Consider the following 13,248-nt stretch of genomic DNA (forward strand, 5'->3'; position numbering starts at 1 on the left):
AGGAGATGGACGGTTTCGACATTTTCGACAGGATTGCGGACCTGCGGGCCACGGGCCGTCCCTTCTGCGTGGCGACCGTCGTGCGCACGGCAGAGGTGACCTCGGCCCGGCCCGGCGGCAAGGCCGCCGTGACCGAGGCGGGCGAGGTGATCGGCCACCTGGGCGGTGCCTGCGTGACGCGGGCGGTGCAAAAGGCCGCGCGCGAGGCTCTGGCCCAGGGCTGTCCCAAGGTGATCCGGGTCAAGCCAAAGGACAAGGTCGTCGCGTTGCGCGACGCGGACGGCACGCAGGTTTACAAGAGCGGGTGCCCCTCGGGCGGGACCGTGGAACTGTTGATCGAACCCTATTCCCGGGCGCCGATGCTCTGCATCCTTGGCGATACGCCCATCGCGCGGGCCGTGGCAGCGCATGGGGCGCTGGCGGGCTACCGGATCGCCCTGCGGGACGAGGTGCCGTTCGACGGCAACTGCCTTCGGTTCGAGGGGACCGAACTGGAGGCCTTGGACCTGGCAGAGCGGGACGTGATCGTGGTGGCCACACAGGGGCAGGGCGATCTTGCCTGCCTCAAGGCCGCCTTGCAGAGCGGCGCGGGCAACGTGACGATGGTGGCCTCGCGTCGCAAGACGGCGGTGCTGTGCAAACGCCTGCTGGAGGACGGCATGTCGGGCGAACGGGCCGGGCGGCTCAAGGCTCCGGCGGGGCTGGACATCGGCGCGGTGGAACCCGGCGAGATCGCGCTTTCGATCCTGGCCGAGATCGTCATGTGGCGAAACCGTCACCGCCTGACGGGGGCCGCTCGGACTGGACAGGCCTGACCTCAGCCGGAAAAACGGTGCGGGCCGGACCAGTCGCCCAGCGGCAAGAGATGACTTCGGATGCCCTCCGTTCCCGCCTCGTGGATCAGCACGCCGCCCGGTTCCATGTCGAAGGTTGCCGACCGTGCGGCGCGCAGATCCAGCGTGACGGCGTGCGAGGTGCCGGGGCCGGTGACCACCGGGACCGTCCCAAGGCTGCCCATGACCAGCCGATGCACATGGCCCGCGATGATTCGAACGGGACCGGGGTGCCGTTCCAGGACTGCCTGCAAGGCCTCGGGCGCCGCGAGGCCCTGCCGATCCATCTGCACGATGCCGGTGGGGATTGGCGGGTGGTGCATGGCGACGATCAGAGGCACGGGGCCCGTCTGCGCCATTTCGTCGGCCAGCCAATCCAGCGTCTCGGACCGCAGAGCACCATGCGGCGCGCCCGGCACCAGCGTGTCCAACCCGATCACGCAGGTGCCGTCGAGATCCTGCCGCCAACGGATAGCGCCGGTCCGTGGCAGCCAGCCGGTGCCGGCGAAGGCCTCTCGCATCGGTTCCCGCGCGTCGTGATTGCCGGGCACGGCGCAAAGCGGCAGGCTAAGCGGGGTCATGATCTCGATGAAACGGGCGTATTCCTCGGCCGTCCCGTGGTCCACCAGGTCGCCGGTGACGACGACAAGGTCGATGGGGCCGATGCGGGGCAGGGCGGAGCGGATGCCCGCCACCGTGCGTTCCAGCGCCGCGCCCGTGTCGACGACACCATAGGCCAGTGATCCGGCGGCAAGGACATGGGGATCGGTGATCTGAAGGATGCGAGGCATGAGGCTTTCCTGTTGCTCCGGTCAGTCTTTCTGCCGGGCGCGACCGTCGCAAGGGGCTGCGGCCCTCTCTTGCAAGGGCGCGGTGCGACGCGCTAGCCATTTGGGCAGAAGCGCGGAGCAGACCCTATGCTGGACATTCTCACGGACCGAACCTACCGGCACCTTTTCCTGGCGCAGGTCGTCGCGCTGCTGGGGACGGGGCTGGCGACCGTGGCGCTGGGACTCTTGGCCTTTGACCTGGCGGGCGACAGTGCGGGCATGGTGCTGGGCACGATCTTTACCATCAAGATGGTGGCCTATGTCGGGATCGCGCCTGTGGCCGGTGCCTTTGCCGACCGGGTGAACCGGCGGGCGCTGCTGGTCGGACTGGACGTGGTACGCGCGGCTGTGGCGCTGTGCCTGCCATTCGTGACCGAGACCTGGCAGGTCTATGCGCTGGTCTTTGTCCTGCAATCGGCCTCGGCGGGTTTTACGCCGACCTTCCAGGCGACGATCCCGGACGTCTTGCCTGACGAGGCGCGCTATACCCGTGCGCTGTCCCTTTCGCGGCTGGCCTACGACCTGGAAAACATCGTTTCTCCTACGCTGGCGGCGCTGTTGCTGGCGGTCATGAGCTACAACCTGCTGTTCCTTGGCACGGTCGCGGGCTTTGTCGCCTCGGCTTTGTTGGTGGTCTCGGTCCTGTTGCCCAGTCCGTCGGCAGGGGCGCGGCGCGGGATCTACGACCGGACGACACGGGGCATCCGGATCTACCTTGCCACGCCGCGCCTGCGCGGTTTGCTTGCCCTGAACCTCGCGGCCTCCTCGGCAGGAGCGATGGTGCTGGTGAACACGGTTGTGCTTGTACGCGGGCAACTGGGGCTGAATGAAAGCGCGCTGGCCTGGACCATGTTCGCCTTTGGCGCGGGCTCCATGCTGGCGGCCTTGGCGCTGCCACGGGTTCTGGACCGGCGCGTGGACCGTCCGGTGATGCTGGCCGGGGCCGGGCTGATGATCGGAGCGCTGGTGGCGCTGGCCTTCGGGATCAGGCTGGCAGGGCTCAACTGGCCGCTGCTGGCGGCGGTCTGGCTGGGCGTCGGGCTGGGTTATTCGGCGGTGCTGACGCCTTCGGGGCGGCTGTTGAAACGCTCCGCCCATCCCGAGGATCGACCGGCGGTCTTTGCCGCGCAATTCGCGCTCAGCCACGCCTGTTGGCTGCTGACCTATCCGCTGTCGGGGTGGCTGATGACCGCGCTTGGGACGGTGCCCGCGCTGCTTGGACTTGCGGCGCTGGGGTCGGTCGGGCTGGTGCTGGCGCTGCGGCTCTGGCCCGTCGGCGACCCGGTGGAGGTGCCGCACCGGCACGACAACCTGCCGCTGGATCATCCGCATCTCCAGGGCCACCGGGAACATTCCCACCCGCTGGTGATCGACGATCAGCACCCGCGCTGGGGCGCCAAGTTCTGATCCGCGCGCGTCTGGCGCGCTATAGCAAGAATTCATGACTTCCGCGCCTTTCGAATTGGCCGTTTCCCGTCATCGGGGGCAGACTGTCGGTCGCAAGCGGAGGAGGAACAGGCGGCATGAGCGGGAGCAAGACTGCGCTGGTGATTTCGGCCCATGCGGCGGATTTCGTCTGGCGCTGCGGCGGCGCAATCGCCCTGCATGCAGAGATGGGCTACGAGGTGACGGTGGCCTGCCTGTCCTTCGGCGAAAGGGGCGAAAGCGCGCGTCTCTGGAAGGAAGGCAAGAGCCTGCAGGAGGTCAAGGACATCCGCCGGGGCGAGGCCGAGGCGGCTGCCGAGGCGCTGGGAGCGCATGACCTGGTCTGCTACGATCTGGGCGATTATCCCCTGCATCTGGAGCGGGAGGACAAGTTCGCGCTGGTGGACCTGATCCGCGAGGTTCAGCCGAACTTCATGATGAGCCATAGCCAGTACGACCCCTACAACACCGACCATATGTACATGACCCAGATCGCGCTGGAGGCGCGCATTGTCGCGCAGGCCTGGGGGCACAATCCGGGCGAAAAGGTGCTGGGGGCGCCGCAGCTATACCTGTTCGAGCCGCACCAGACAGAGCAGATGGGATGGAAACCGGATGTCTTCCTCGACATCACGCCGGTCTGGCAAAAGAAGCGCGCGGCGATGGAATGCATGCAGGGGCAGGTCCACCTGTGGGACTATTACACCCGCGTCGCACAGCAGCGCGCCAACCATTTCAAGCGCAACTCGGGCGGCCAGTCCGGCGGGCGCGATTGCCAGTACGCGGAAGGCTATCAGTCGATCTTTCCGCGTACCGTTGATGAACTGGGAGGCCCGCAATGATCCAACCGACAAATCCGAACTTCGACATCGCGCACCTGGGCCATGTCGAGATCTACTCCGACAAGTTCGAAGAGAGCCTGGATTTCTTCACGCGGGTCTTCGGGCTGAAACTCTCTGGGCGCGAAGGGAACAGCGCCTACCTGCGCGCCTGGGATGACTACGAGTTCCACTCGATGAAGCTGACGGCGCATGAGACGACGGGCGTCGGCCATGTCGCCTATCGCTGCTCCTCGCCCGAGGCGCTGGAGCGCCGGGTCGCGGCCATCGAGGCCTCTGACTACAAGGTGTTGGGCTGGACCGGGGATGACATGGGCCACGGGCCCGCCTTCCGGTTCGAGGATCCCTTTGGCCATGTCTTCGAGCTCTACTGGGAGACGGTGAAGTACCAGGCCCCGCCCGAGGATGCCTCGGCGCTCAAGAACCTGTCCAGCCGGTTTCACGCGCAGGGGATCTCGCCCCGGCGGATCGACCATGTGAACCTCCTCGGCGAAGACGTGTCCGAGTTCCGCCGTTTCGTGGACACCTGCCTGGGGCACCGGGTGACCGAACTGATCCAGCTGGACAACGGGCGCCTGGGCGGGTGCTGGTTCACCTGCAACAACAAGACCTACGATCTTGTCTGTTCCGAGGAGCGCGGTGGCGGGCAGAAGCGCCTGCACCATGTCACCTATGCCACCGACCAGCGCGAGGACATCCTGCGCGCCGCCGACATCTACCTTGAAAACGGCGTCCACATCGAGACGGGCCCGCACAAACATGCGATCCAGGGATCCTTTTTCCTCTATGCCTGGGAGCCTGCGGGCAACCGGATCGAACTGGCGAACGCCGGTGCCCGTCTGATGCTGGCGCCCGACTGGGACCCGGTGGTCTGGACCGAGGCCGACCGCAAGAAAGGCCAGGCCTGGGGATTGAAGACCATCGAGAGCTTCCACACGCATGGCACGCCGCCTGTCAGGCACTGAGCCGGGGCTGCGCGCCGTTTTGAGTATTTTTAGAGAGAAGAAACAGGGAGGCGCGCGTCATGGGCGTCGTTGTGCAGAACGTGGTTCGGGCAGAGGCGGCGCTGACCGCGAAGCTGGGGGCGGCTGGTGTCGCCACGGTGCACGAGGCGATGGGGCGGCGTGGGCTGATGTCCTCGGCGATGCGGCCTATCCAGCAGGACGTGGGGATCGCCGGGTCGGCGGTGACGATCAGCGCGCCGCCGGGAGACAACTGGATGGTGCATGTGGCGATCGAGCAGTTGCGGGAGGGCGACGTTCTGGTGCTGGCGCCCACGGCCCCCTGCGACATGGGGTATTTCGGTGACCTCCTGGCGACAAGCGCGATGGCGCGGGGCTGCCGGGCGCTGGTGATCGACGCCGGCGTTCGGGACACGCGCGACCTGCGGGCGATGGGATTTCACGTCTGGTCCACGGCGGTCTCTGCGCAGGGCACGGTGAAGGAGACCCCGGGCAGCGTGAACGTGCCGGTGGTCTGTGCCGGTGCGTTGGTCAATCCCGGCGACGTCGTGGTGGCCGATGACGATGGTGTCTGCGTGGTGCCGCGCGTGGAGGCGTCGGCGGTCACGGAAAAGGCGCAGGCGCGGTTGGATGCCGAAGAGTCCAAGCGGCAGCGGTTGGCTTCGGGCGAGCTGGGGCTGGATATCTACGACATGCGTGGCCGGCTGGCCGAGAAGGGGCTGAAATATGTCTGAAGGGCTGCCGGTCATGTGGATGCGCGGCGGCACGTCGAAGGGCGGGTATTTCCTGGCCTCGGACCTGCCCCGGGACGTGCCGACGCGGGACGCTGTTCTGCTCGGGGTCATGGGTTCGCCCGATCCGCGCCAGATCGACGGGATGGGCGGGGCCGATCCGCTGACTTCGAAGGTCGCGGTGGTGGCGCCTTCGGCCCGTGAGGGGATCGACGTGGACTACCTGTTTCTGCAGGTCTTCGTGGATCGGCCGCTGGTCACGGATGCGCAGAACTGCGGCAATATCCTGGCCGGTGTCGGACCTTTCGCCATCGAGCGCGGGCTGGTGCAGATACGCGGCGAGGAAACCCCGGTGACGATCTGGATGGAGAACAGCGGCCAGGTGGCGGTGGCGCGCGTGGCGACTCCGGACGGGCGTGTCGTCTATTCCGGTGACGCGCGGATCGACGGGGTTCCGCGGACGGCGGCGCCGGTGCCGATTGCCTTTCGTGATACTGCCGGATCCAGTTGCGGTGCGCTGTTCCCCAGTGGTCGGGTGGCGGACGTCATCGACGGTGTCGAGGTGACACTGATTGACAACGGCATGCCCTGTGTCGTGCTGCGGGCGCCGGACCTTGGCATCGCGGGCGACGAGGTGCCGGAGGTGCTTGAGGCGGATGGGACCCTGCGTGCCCGGCTGGAGGCGATCCGGCTTGCGGCGGGGCCGCTGATGAATCTCTGCGAGTTGGCAGAGAAATCGGTGCCCAAGATGACCATCGTCAGCGTGCCGCGCGCGGGTGGTGCGATTGCCACGCGCAGCTTCATTCCGCACCGCTGTCACAAGGCGATCGGGGTACTGGGCGCCGTCAGCGTGGCCACGGCCTGCCTGACCGAGGGCGCCGTGGGCCATGACCTGGCTGTCTTGCCAGCGGGCAATCCAAAGGCGCTGTCGGTGGAACACCCGAGCGGCGAGATGACGGTGGTTGCTCACCTGAAGGGTGGTGAGGTGACGCGCGCCGAGGTGCTGCGGACCGCGCGCAAGCTGATGGATGGAATTGTCTTTCCCAAGGAGGCCGAGGCATGGGCGAGATGACACCGGGCCATCTGCCCGTTCGCCCGTCGCCGTAGCGACCGGACCACCATCTGCCCGACGGGGCGGTGGATGCACCCGAGTACCAGCTGTTCGGCCCGCGCGACCACCTTGGCTTTGCGCGCAACGTGAACGTACACGGCAGTTATTACGGCACGGACAACGCCGCCATTGTCGATGCGACGCCGCAGGTGGTCTTTGAATGGATCGCGGCCAAGATTGCGCGGTTGGGCTGGCATATCGTCGTCCATTTCGAAGGGCAGGACCTAGGAGAGGCGGCGCCGCTGGTGCGACGGATGGCGGGGATCGTCGTTGTCATTCGCATGAGGCGCGCCGATGTCACAGAGGGCGTCGAGGACGCGGCCCCTCGCGCCATCTTGTATGTTTTTCAGGAATTACTGTCCACCAAAGTCCGGTGCGGCGCGGCTGGCGAAGTCGCCTCCAGCACCCGCGGCCGGGGCGTTCTGGTGAGCAGGACACTGAACAACAACACGCAAAGGCAGGACGGACACGCGTAACCTCACATTCGAAGACCAAAAGGCGAAGCGCGTCTCCGGCCGCATCGTCGACGTAGCCGGAAACCCGAGCGAAGGCGCTGCGGGTGGGTTGCTCTGTTGCATGGGCATCACTCGATGCGGACCGGTCAGATCCATTTCAGGATCTCGAAAGACGACCACCAGCCATCCATCAGCCAGATTTACGACAGCCAGACCGAACACCACGACATTGATGCGGGGTGCGCATTGAAGGAAAGCCTAATCGGAGACATGACCCCGGCCCAGGTGGCGCTGACACAGACCTCGTCATGCAGTTCCTTTTCCGCCTGAAACCTGCGGCGTCTGAAATGGGGGGGGGCGGCCGAATGATCCTTCGCAACGCGGGCGGCCTAAGGTGCGACGTCTTCTTACCGATAGAAGGATTCTGACATGGCTAAATCCGTTGCCCAGATCGTCGAAACTCTTGCCGCGGGGCGTGACCGGCTCCGCGAGAGGGCGATCCGCGGGATCGTGGCCCTGTCAAAGATCCGCACGCGCAGGTTGTCCGGTGCCGCGTTCTCGACGCGGGAATTTGTGCTGGTTCGGGTGTGGCTGGAAAACGGCATCATTGCGCCGGACAAACCGCCAGGGTCTTGGCGCTGGGTCCGGGGGAACGGGCCCTTGGCGAATGTCAGGCAATATTCACCCGGTCTATCTCCATCAGGACGGTTTCCCGGAACGGCGCGCCCAGACGCAAGAGGTCGGGATGCGCGGCCAGTACTTGTCGCATGTGTTCCGGATTGAACTGTAAGGTGACTCTCCTCTGCCGTTAGCGCCATTGTCGGATCTTGGCAGCGTCAAGGCGATGTTGGCCACGGTATGTCGCGAAAAAGGAGGTCGCCACGGCGCCTTGTCCGCGCTGCGAAGGGCGTTGACCTTCCTGGCGCATGCGGACGGCCGAAAGTCTGCCCGGAAGAGGAAATTGCACATCCGATGCCACGTCGGACGCCGCCACCAACGTCTTTTGGCGGTATTCATGCGCTGGCCTCGGGGGCGGGAAATGACAGGATCGACCTAACTCGATAGGTCGACGCAGACCATCCGCTCAAAGACCGCAGGCGATCCGTTCTTCGTCTGTCAGGATATCCCCCAGTGCCTCTGCCAAGGGGCGCAGGTGTGCTCCGTAGCGGCGCCAGCGGGCGACGGAGGTGCCATAGACCGGCTCGCGGACCTGCGCCACCGAGGCCGTGTTGACCTGCCGCGACGAGGCCGTGTGATCCAGCACGTCGGGCGACCAATTCAGCCCGAGAAAGCCCAGCACGTCGCGCGCCATGCCCTCGGGATCGGCCACCAGCGCCTCGTAGGGAACCTCGCGGACGCGGTCGGGCAACAAGGTGGTCCAGTGTTTCGTGTTCAGGTCGAACTGGCGATAGGCCTCGGCCAGGTCCGCCAGGTCGGTCGACCCCGGCTGGTTCCGGCCAAAGTTCTGCACCCAGTTCGACAGAAGGCAATCCAGTGGATGCCGCCGCATCACCAGGAATTTCGCCTTTGGCAGCGCCAGCGCCAGCAATCCGATATAAAGCTGGTTGCCCGGCATCTTGTCGGTCACGCGGGCACTGCGCAGGCCTTCGCGATGCAGGAAAGCCTGGTATTCTTCGCCCAGCTTGGTGAAATCGTCGTCCTGCAGGCTGTCGTCCGGCGCGCGTTCTTCCATCACCGCACGGATGCGTGGGCTGGCGTGAAAGGCCCGCAGCGCGGCCGGGAGTTCCCCGCCGGCCTGTACCTCTGGGTGACGTGAGAGCATCTGCTCCATCAGCGTGGTGCCCGAGCGCGGCATTCCGCAAACGAAGATCGGTTCGACGCCCGCCAGCCCGGCCGTCTCGTGGCGCTGCAAAAGCGCGGGCGTTACCAGCGCGCGCATGCGTTCGGCACGCTCTGTATTGGCCTGCCGGTCATAGGGATACAGCTTACGGCTCAGCCGGTTGGCTTCGGCGTAGTGGCCAAAGGCCCTGTCATGGTCGCCCAGGTCATCGCAGCCCTTGCCAAGCGCGAATTCCAGCGTGGCACCTGCCTCGTCCGGCAAGGTGTCCACCCGGTTGGCCAGTTGCTGCAACCCCTGCCATTCCGGGCTGTCGGCCCGGGTCTTGCGCAGGGTCACCAGCCGCGCCAGCGCCGAAAGCGCCATGCCCGGCATCCGTGCGGCGGTCAGGAGCGCCTCGGCGGCCTCGTCCATGCGGCCCGCGGCGGCAAGGATATTGCCAAGGTGCAGCCAGGCCTCCCCGGCCTTCGGCGCGAGTTCAATGGCCCGGCGGGCATGGTGTTCGGCGGCTTCGTGGCGCTCGCGGCGATACAATGCATGGGCAAGGTTGACATGCACCGCAACCGATTGCGGATCCACCGAAAGCGCGCGGAACAGAGCATCCACCGACTGCTGGAAATTGCCGGTGCGCAAGTGGGCCTGGGCCAGGTTCAGGTGCAGATCCAGGACCGAGCCATCCAGCGCGATGGCGCGTTCCAACCGCGGAATGGCCCGGGCGTATTCCTGCGCCATCACCAGCGCCGCCCCCAGGTTGGCATGGGCCAGGGCATAGTTCGGCGCCGCCTCGGTGGCGGTTTCGAAATGCGCGCGAGCCTCTTCCATGCGACCGGACTGTGCCAGCAAGGTGCCGAGATCGACCAGTGCCGCCGCGTCATCGGGCTGATGGGCGACCACGTCTTCCAGCAGCTTCATCCCCGCTTCGGCATCGCCGCTGCGGGCCAGGTTCAGCCCTTTGAGATGCGTCAGTCTCGGGTGGCCGGGGTACTGTTCCAGCAGGCGCTCCAATGCCTCGCCCGCCTCCTTGAACCGGCCGGCGTTCTGGTGGCGGGTGATGCGGGCGATTTCCTCGTTGACGGCCTCCAGGGCGGCGGCGTCGGTCGGCGCGGTGGTCGCTGTCATGGCTGGCATTCCTGTTGGGGCGCGGAAATGGGCAAGACGGCCCGGGATGTCACTCCGCGGGCCGCCTGTTTCATGCACGTCGAAAAGTGCGCCGATCAGGCGGCGCGAACGGTGAGGCCAAGCGCCTCGGCGCGCTGTGCCAGCGTTTCGCGGATCGCCGGTGGCAGGTGACGCGTGGCAGAGATCCGGGGGGCGGCCATTTCCGGGATCGCCGGCGCGGCAAGGCGTTCAGCGCCGTTGGCGAACCCCTCGCGACCGATGAAATCGACATAGCTTTCCGCGGCGCAGCCCTCGGCCAGCAGGAGTTCATGGGTGCCGGTCTCGACGTGGAAATAGGTGAAACCCTCGCTCGGCATACGCGCTTCGCGTGTCACGGTGGTGCCGTTGATCAGGGCAGAGGCATTCACGAGGTAGCCGTCGATGCCGATGGCGTGGTCGGGCGAGACCAGCAGGTCGCGCGCGGGCACATTGTCGGCCAGCGCACCGGCGCGGATGCGGATCGGGTTTGTCTTTGCCGGGTTCGAAAGGGTCGTATCGATGGGCTGACGGCCCAGCCATTCCACGGTGGTGGTGCCACCATCGGCGGTCCGCAACACGTCCCCGGCCTGCAGCTCCTCGACCGCCTTTTCGCCCTCGGTCGTGGCGATTTTTGTCCCCTCGAGGAAGCACAGCAGCGTGGCGTCCAGCCGATCGATGGTCAGGATGCCCCCCGCGGAGTTCGGGGTAAACCGGATCTCGTTAAAGACGGTGGACGTGGAGCCAAGATCGATGACCTGCCCTGTGGTCACATTGGTGAACTGCGCATTATCGGCGGCGTTCGAGGCGACAAAGGTGACATCCCAGTTGCCAAGCACGAAGGTCCCGATTTCCAACTGCAAGCCGTTGCCCGCGAAGAAGGAGCCGCTGGGATTCCCGGCAGTCACATCAAGGGTAAAGGGCTGTGCAAGGTTGTTCCCGGTAAGCGAGATGTAACCGTCCGCGCCCAGGTTCGGAAATTGGATGATACTCGTGTCTGCCCCGTTGCCCGAGGTACTGAGCGTGAAATTCACGCCCTCGTCGGTCAGGCTGAGTGTCGCGGTTGCGCCCGTAGCGGCCCCTGTCGCCCCGAAGTCGAATTCGAATTCCGCCATGATTTCCGCCCTTTGTTTCGCGCCAAATTTTCAAGAGTTTTTAGAATACCTGTCAGTTGAGTCATATGCGGTCCCACATCACTTGAAAAGCCCCCATAAGGTTGCAAGAACGGTGACGAAGTCGCCTGTTGCCCGGAGTCTGTGCCGAATGGACATTGCCACGCTGTCGCCCGAGAGTTTCGAGCCGCTGATCGGAGAGCCGATCACCGTGACCACCTCCGAAGGTCCGCTGCCGCTGCGCATCACGCGGGTCCAATCCACGGGAGATGCCCCCGAAGAGGGAATGCGCGCGCCGTTCACGCTGACCCTTGTCGGGCCGCTGTCGCCGATCCTCGAGCAGGGAACTTGGCCGATGTCGCTGCCGGGGCTCGGAGAGACGGCCCTGTTCCTGTCTCCCTTCGCGCAGGTCGGAGACGAGACGCGCTATCAGATCAGCTTCAGCTAGGGTCCGGCCGTAGGAGGCCAGCACATCGCGAGGTGCGCCCCGAGGTCTTTGACCGCGACAAAGCCCAATCTGTCGTACAGCGCCCGGGCGCGGGTGTTTCTGTGTTCGACGCTCAATTTCAGCGGCAGGCCAGCGGTTCGGGCCTCCTGCTGGAGGTTGCGCAAGAGGTGGCTGCCGATGCCCCGGCCTCGGGACGCGGCCAAAAGCGACAGGTCGATGGCGACGAATTCGTCCGTGCCGCGCAGAACCCGAATTTGTCCGACGGGTGTATCGCGGTGCAAAATGATGTCCCAGTGGTGACCGTGAAAGCCCCGTTCGTAGGATTGCGCCTGTGCGTCGAACTGCATTTCCAGCATCTGGGTCAATGCCGCGGGCGGCAAGGGCAGGGCGGCGAGGTCGTCGCGTGTTTCCCTGTAGAGGCTGATGAGAAAGGCCCGGTCCGCCTCGCGGACCGGGCGCAATCCCGGACGTTGCGAAACCACGCTCAGTTCAGCACGATCTCGATGTCGGCACCGCCAGAGCGGCGCGGCACGGCGGTCATGTAGAGGTCGGCCGCGCCCATACGCGGATGCCAGACCCGGTGCAGCCCGTCACCATCGGCCACCAGGGGGGCGCTGTCGGGACTGTCGAAGACCGCCGTCACGCTTTCGCGGCGGGGCAGGTGGGCGGGGCGATCCATGCCCGAATGACCGGCTTCGACCGCCTTGAGCCGCAGCACCATGTCTCCATGCCGGGGCGTCGAGACCCGGAACCTGTCACCGACCAGCGGCCTCAGCTCCTCGGCGGTGGCGTCGTGCCAGCGCGGTGGGCGCAGCGCGTCGGCGGCCCGTTCTGCCGGTCCGCCATGCAAGGCGTCGGGCGCGGCTGCGTCCCCGCGTGCAAGCGCCGCCCCCGGCAGGGCAGCCAGCCCCGCAAGCGCGGCCTTGCCCGCAAGCACGGCCCGGCGCGACACTGTCAACAGAACACTCATGGCGTTCTCCTTTCTGGTCCGGCCGGGTATCAGCTACGCGACGGGAAGATGCCCTGCAGCGCGATGATGTAGTTGATCGCGAGATAGGGGTTCATGATGTCAAAGGACTGCTGGCCGCCGGTGTTCTGCACTTCGACCGCCACGGCGGCGGGATCCATGGTGACGTCTTCGACCGGCGAATTCGGTCGGAAGATGTTCGAGCCTGCGGCGAGGATGTTGCCGGACGGATCTGGAAGCGATCCGTTGCGGCTCTCGGCGCGCATCTGGGCCGTGGCCGTGTGGTTGTGCGAGGGCAAGTTGTTGATGGTCAGCGTCCGACTCTCGGCGCCGCCTCTCTCTCCCTCGCGATAGAAGGAAAGCCCGGCCCCCTGACGCGGCCCGATCGGCATCCGGCCACGCAGGTCGGGCAGGGCGAATGTCGTCCGGCCGTCACCGCCGTAGATGGTTCCCAAGAGGGAGAAAAGCGCGCTGTACTGGCTGATCGGCAGCAACTGCCCGTCGCAGAATGCCCATCCGCGCGGCGCGAAGTTCCCCGCGAAAATCGTGACCTGTCCGAGAAATGGGTCTGCCATGAGATGTCTTCCTGTTTCCGATTTTGAT

The 13,248-nt window shown here is 66.0% G+C and carries 14 protein-coding genes; 8 read left to right on the plus strand and 6 right to left on the minus strand.

From position 1 onward, the window contains the following. Window positions 1–5: 5 nt before the first annotated feature. Entirely contained in the window at window positions 6–815 is an 810-nt protein-coding gene (locus ACQY5B_RS10060; RefSeq protein ID WP_420325383.1) for an XdhC family protein, read from the plus strand. 2 nt (window positions 816–817) lie between these two features. Here the strand turns inward: ACQY5B_RS10060 and ACQY5B_RS10065 are convergent, their stop codons facing one another. Then, a complete protein-coding gene (locus ACQY5B_RS10065) occupies window positions 818–1,624 on the minus strand; it encodes a phosphodiesterase (RefSeq protein WP_420325382.1) in 807 nt (268 codons plus the stop codon). A 126-nt stretch (window positions 1,625–1,750) separates the two neighbouring features. Here ACQY5B_RS10065 and ACQY5B_RS10070 point away from each other — a divergent pair, with 126 nt between their 5' ends. From ACQY5B_RS10070 to ACQY5B_RS10095, 6 genes are all read left to right on the plus strand, one after another. After that, window positions 1,751–3,070: an MFS transporter gene (locus tag ACQY5B_RS10070; RefSeq protein WP_420325381.1), complete on the plus strand. Its 1,320-nt coding sequence runs from the start codon at window positions 1,751–1,753 to the stop codon at window positions 3,068–3,070. A gap of 116 nt (window positions 3,071–3,186) precedes the next feature. Beyond that, window positions 3,187–3,930, plus strand: a complete 744-nt coding sequence (locus ACQY5B_RS10075) for a PIG-L deacetylase family protein (RefSeq protein ID WP_420325380.1) — start codon at window positions 3,187–3,189, stop codon at window positions 3,928–3,930. Next, window positions 3,927–4,892, plus strand: coding sequence for a VOC family protein (locus ACQY5B_RS10080; RefSeq protein ID WP_420325379.1), 966 nt, complete (start codon window positions 3,927–3,929; stop codon window positions 4,890–4,892). The genes ACQY5B_RS10075 and ACQY5B_RS10080 overlap by 4 nt, the downstream gene beginning before the upstream one ends. 59 nt (window positions 4,893–4,951) lie before the next feature. Further along, the gene (locus ACQY5B_RS10085; protein ID WP_420325378.1) at window positions 4,952–5,623 is read left to right on the plus strand and encodes a 4-carboxy-4-hydroxy-2-oxoadipate aldolase/oxaloacetate decarboxylase; all 672 of its coding nucleotides are present in this window, start codon (window positions 4,952–4,954) and stop codon (window positions 5,621–5,623) included. Continuing rightward, window positions 5,616–6,692: a 4-oxalomesaconate tautomerase gene (locus ACQY5B_RS10090; protein WP_420325377.1), complete on the plus strand. Its 1,077-nt coding sequence runs from the start codon at window positions 5,616–5,618 to the stop codon at window positions 6,690–6,692. Before ACQY5B_RS10085 ends, ACQY5B_RS10090 begins: the two co-directional genes overlap by 8 nt. Window positions 6,693–6,757: 65 nt before the next feature. Beyond that, entirely contained in the window at window positions 6,758–7,207 is a 450-nt protein-coding gene (locus tag ACQY5B_RS10095) for an amidohydrolase family protein (RefSeq protein ID WP_420325376.1), read from the plus strand. Between the two features lie 1,063 nt (window positions 7,208–8,270). Here ACQY5B_RS10095 and ACQY5B_RS10100 read toward each other — a convergent pair. Together ACQY5B_RS10100 and ACQY5B_RS10105 are read right to left on the minus strand one after the other, a co-directional pair. After that, window positions 8,271–10,103: a tetratricopeptide repeat-containing sulfotransferase family protein gene (locus ACQY5B_RS10100; RefSeq protein WP_420325374.1), complete on the minus strand. Its 1,833-nt coding sequence runs from the start codon at window positions 10,101–10,103 to the stop codon at window positions 8,271–8,273. 95 nt (window positions 10,104–10,198) lie between these two features. Continuing rightward, entirely contained in the window at window positions 10,199–11,233 is a 1,035-nt protein-coding gene (locus ACQY5B_RS10105; RefSeq protein WP_420325373.1) for a Hint domain-containing protein, read from the minus strand. A 148-nt stretch (window positions 11,234–11,381) separates the two neighbouring features. Between ACQY5B_RS10105 and ACQY5B_RS10110 the strand changes: the two genes are divergently transcribed. Further along, complete coding sequence (locus ACQY5B_RS10110) at window positions 11,382–11,678, plus strand: DUF6916 family protein (RefSeq protein WP_305968674.1); 297 nt, start codon at window positions 11,382–11,384, stop codon at window positions 11,676–11,678. Here the strand turns inward: ACQY5B_RS10110 and ACQY5B_RS10115 are convergent. Genes ACQY5B_RS10115 through ACQY5B_RS10125 form a run of 3 tightly spaced genes read right to left on the minus strand, consistent with a single transcriptional unit; the run spans window position 11,675 to window position 13,220 of the window. Continuing rightward, entirely contained in the window at window positions 11,675–12,160 is a 486-nt protein-coding gene (locus ACQY5B_RS10115; RefSeq protein WP_420325372.1) for a GNAT family N-acetyltransferase, read from the minus strand. The two genes, ACQY5B_RS10110 and ACQY5B_RS10115, sit on opposite strands and share 4 nt — an antisense overlap. A gap of 2 nt (window positions 12,161–12,162) precedes the next feature. After that, the gene (locus ACQY5B_RS10120) at window positions 12,163–12,648 is read right to left on the minus strand and encodes a DUF6916 family protein (protein ID WP_420325371.1); all 486 of its coding nucleotides are present in this window, start codon (window positions 12,646–12,648) and stop codon (window positions 12,163–12,165) included. Window positions 12,649–12,677: 29 nt separating this feature from the next. After that, window positions 12,678–13,220 (minus strand): phage tail protein, encoded by a 543-nt coding sequence (locus ACQY5B_RS10125; RefSeq protein WP_305968677.1) that lies wholly within the window; start codon window positions 13,218–13,220, stop codon window positions 12,678–12,680. Between the last annotated feature and the right edge of the window lie 28 nt (window positions 13,221–13,248).

Source organism: Antarctobacter sp., from assembly GCF_965277915.1.
Classification (GTDB): Bacteria; Pseudomonadota; Alphaproteobacteria; order Rhodobacterales; family Rhodobacteraceae; genus Antarctobacter.

Coding starts and splice junctions, on each gene's coding strand:
- ACQY5B_RS10060 (WP_420325383.1), top strand. CDS start 6: ATGGACGGTTTCGACATTTTCGACAGGATTGCGGACCTGCGGGCCACG.
- ACQY5B_RS10065 (WP_420325382.1), bottom strand. CDS start 1,624: ATGCCTCGCATCCTTCAGATCACCGATCCCCATGTCCTTGCCGCCGGA.
- ACQY5B_RS10070 (WP_420325381.1), top strand. CDS start 1,751: ATGCTGGACATTCTCACGGACCGAACCTACCGGCACCTTTTCCTGGCG.
- ACQY5B_RS10075 (WP_420325380.1), top strand. CDS start 3,187: ATGAGCGGGAGCAAGACTGCGCTGGTGATTTCGGCCCATGCGGCGGAT.
- ACQY5B_RS10080 (WP_420325379.1), top strand. CDS start 3,927: ATGATCCAACCGACAAATCCGAACTTCGACATCGCGCACCTGGGCCAT.
- ACQY5B_RS10085 (WP_420325378.1), top strand. CDS start 4,952: ATGGGCGTCGTTGTGCAGAACGTGGTTCGGGCAGAGGCGGCGCTGACC.
- ACQY5B_RS10090 (WP_420325377.1), top strand. CDS start 5,616: ATGTCTGAAGGGCTGCCGGTCATGTGGATGCGCGGCGGCACGTCGAAG.
- ACQY5B_RS10100 (WP_420325374.1), bottom strand. CDS start 10,103: ATGACAGCGACCACCGCGCCGACCGACGCCGCCGCCCTGGAGGCCGTC.
- ACQY5B_RS10105 (WP_420325373.1), bottom strand. CDS start 11,233: ATGGCGGAATTCGAATTCGACTTCGGGGCGACAGGGGCCGCTACGGGC.
- ACQY5B_RS10110 (WP_305968674.1), top strand. CDS start 11,382: ATGGACATTGCCACGCTGTCGCCCGAGAGTTTCGAGCCGCTGATCGGA.
- ACQY5B_RS10120 (WP_420325371.1), bottom strand. CDS start 12,648: ATGAGTGTTCTGTTGACAGTGTCGCGCCGGGCCGTGCTTGCGGGCAAG.
- ACQY5B_RS10125 (WP_305968677.1), bottom strand. CDS start 13,220: ATGGCAGACCCATTTCTCGGACAGGTCACGATTTTCGCGGGGAACTTC.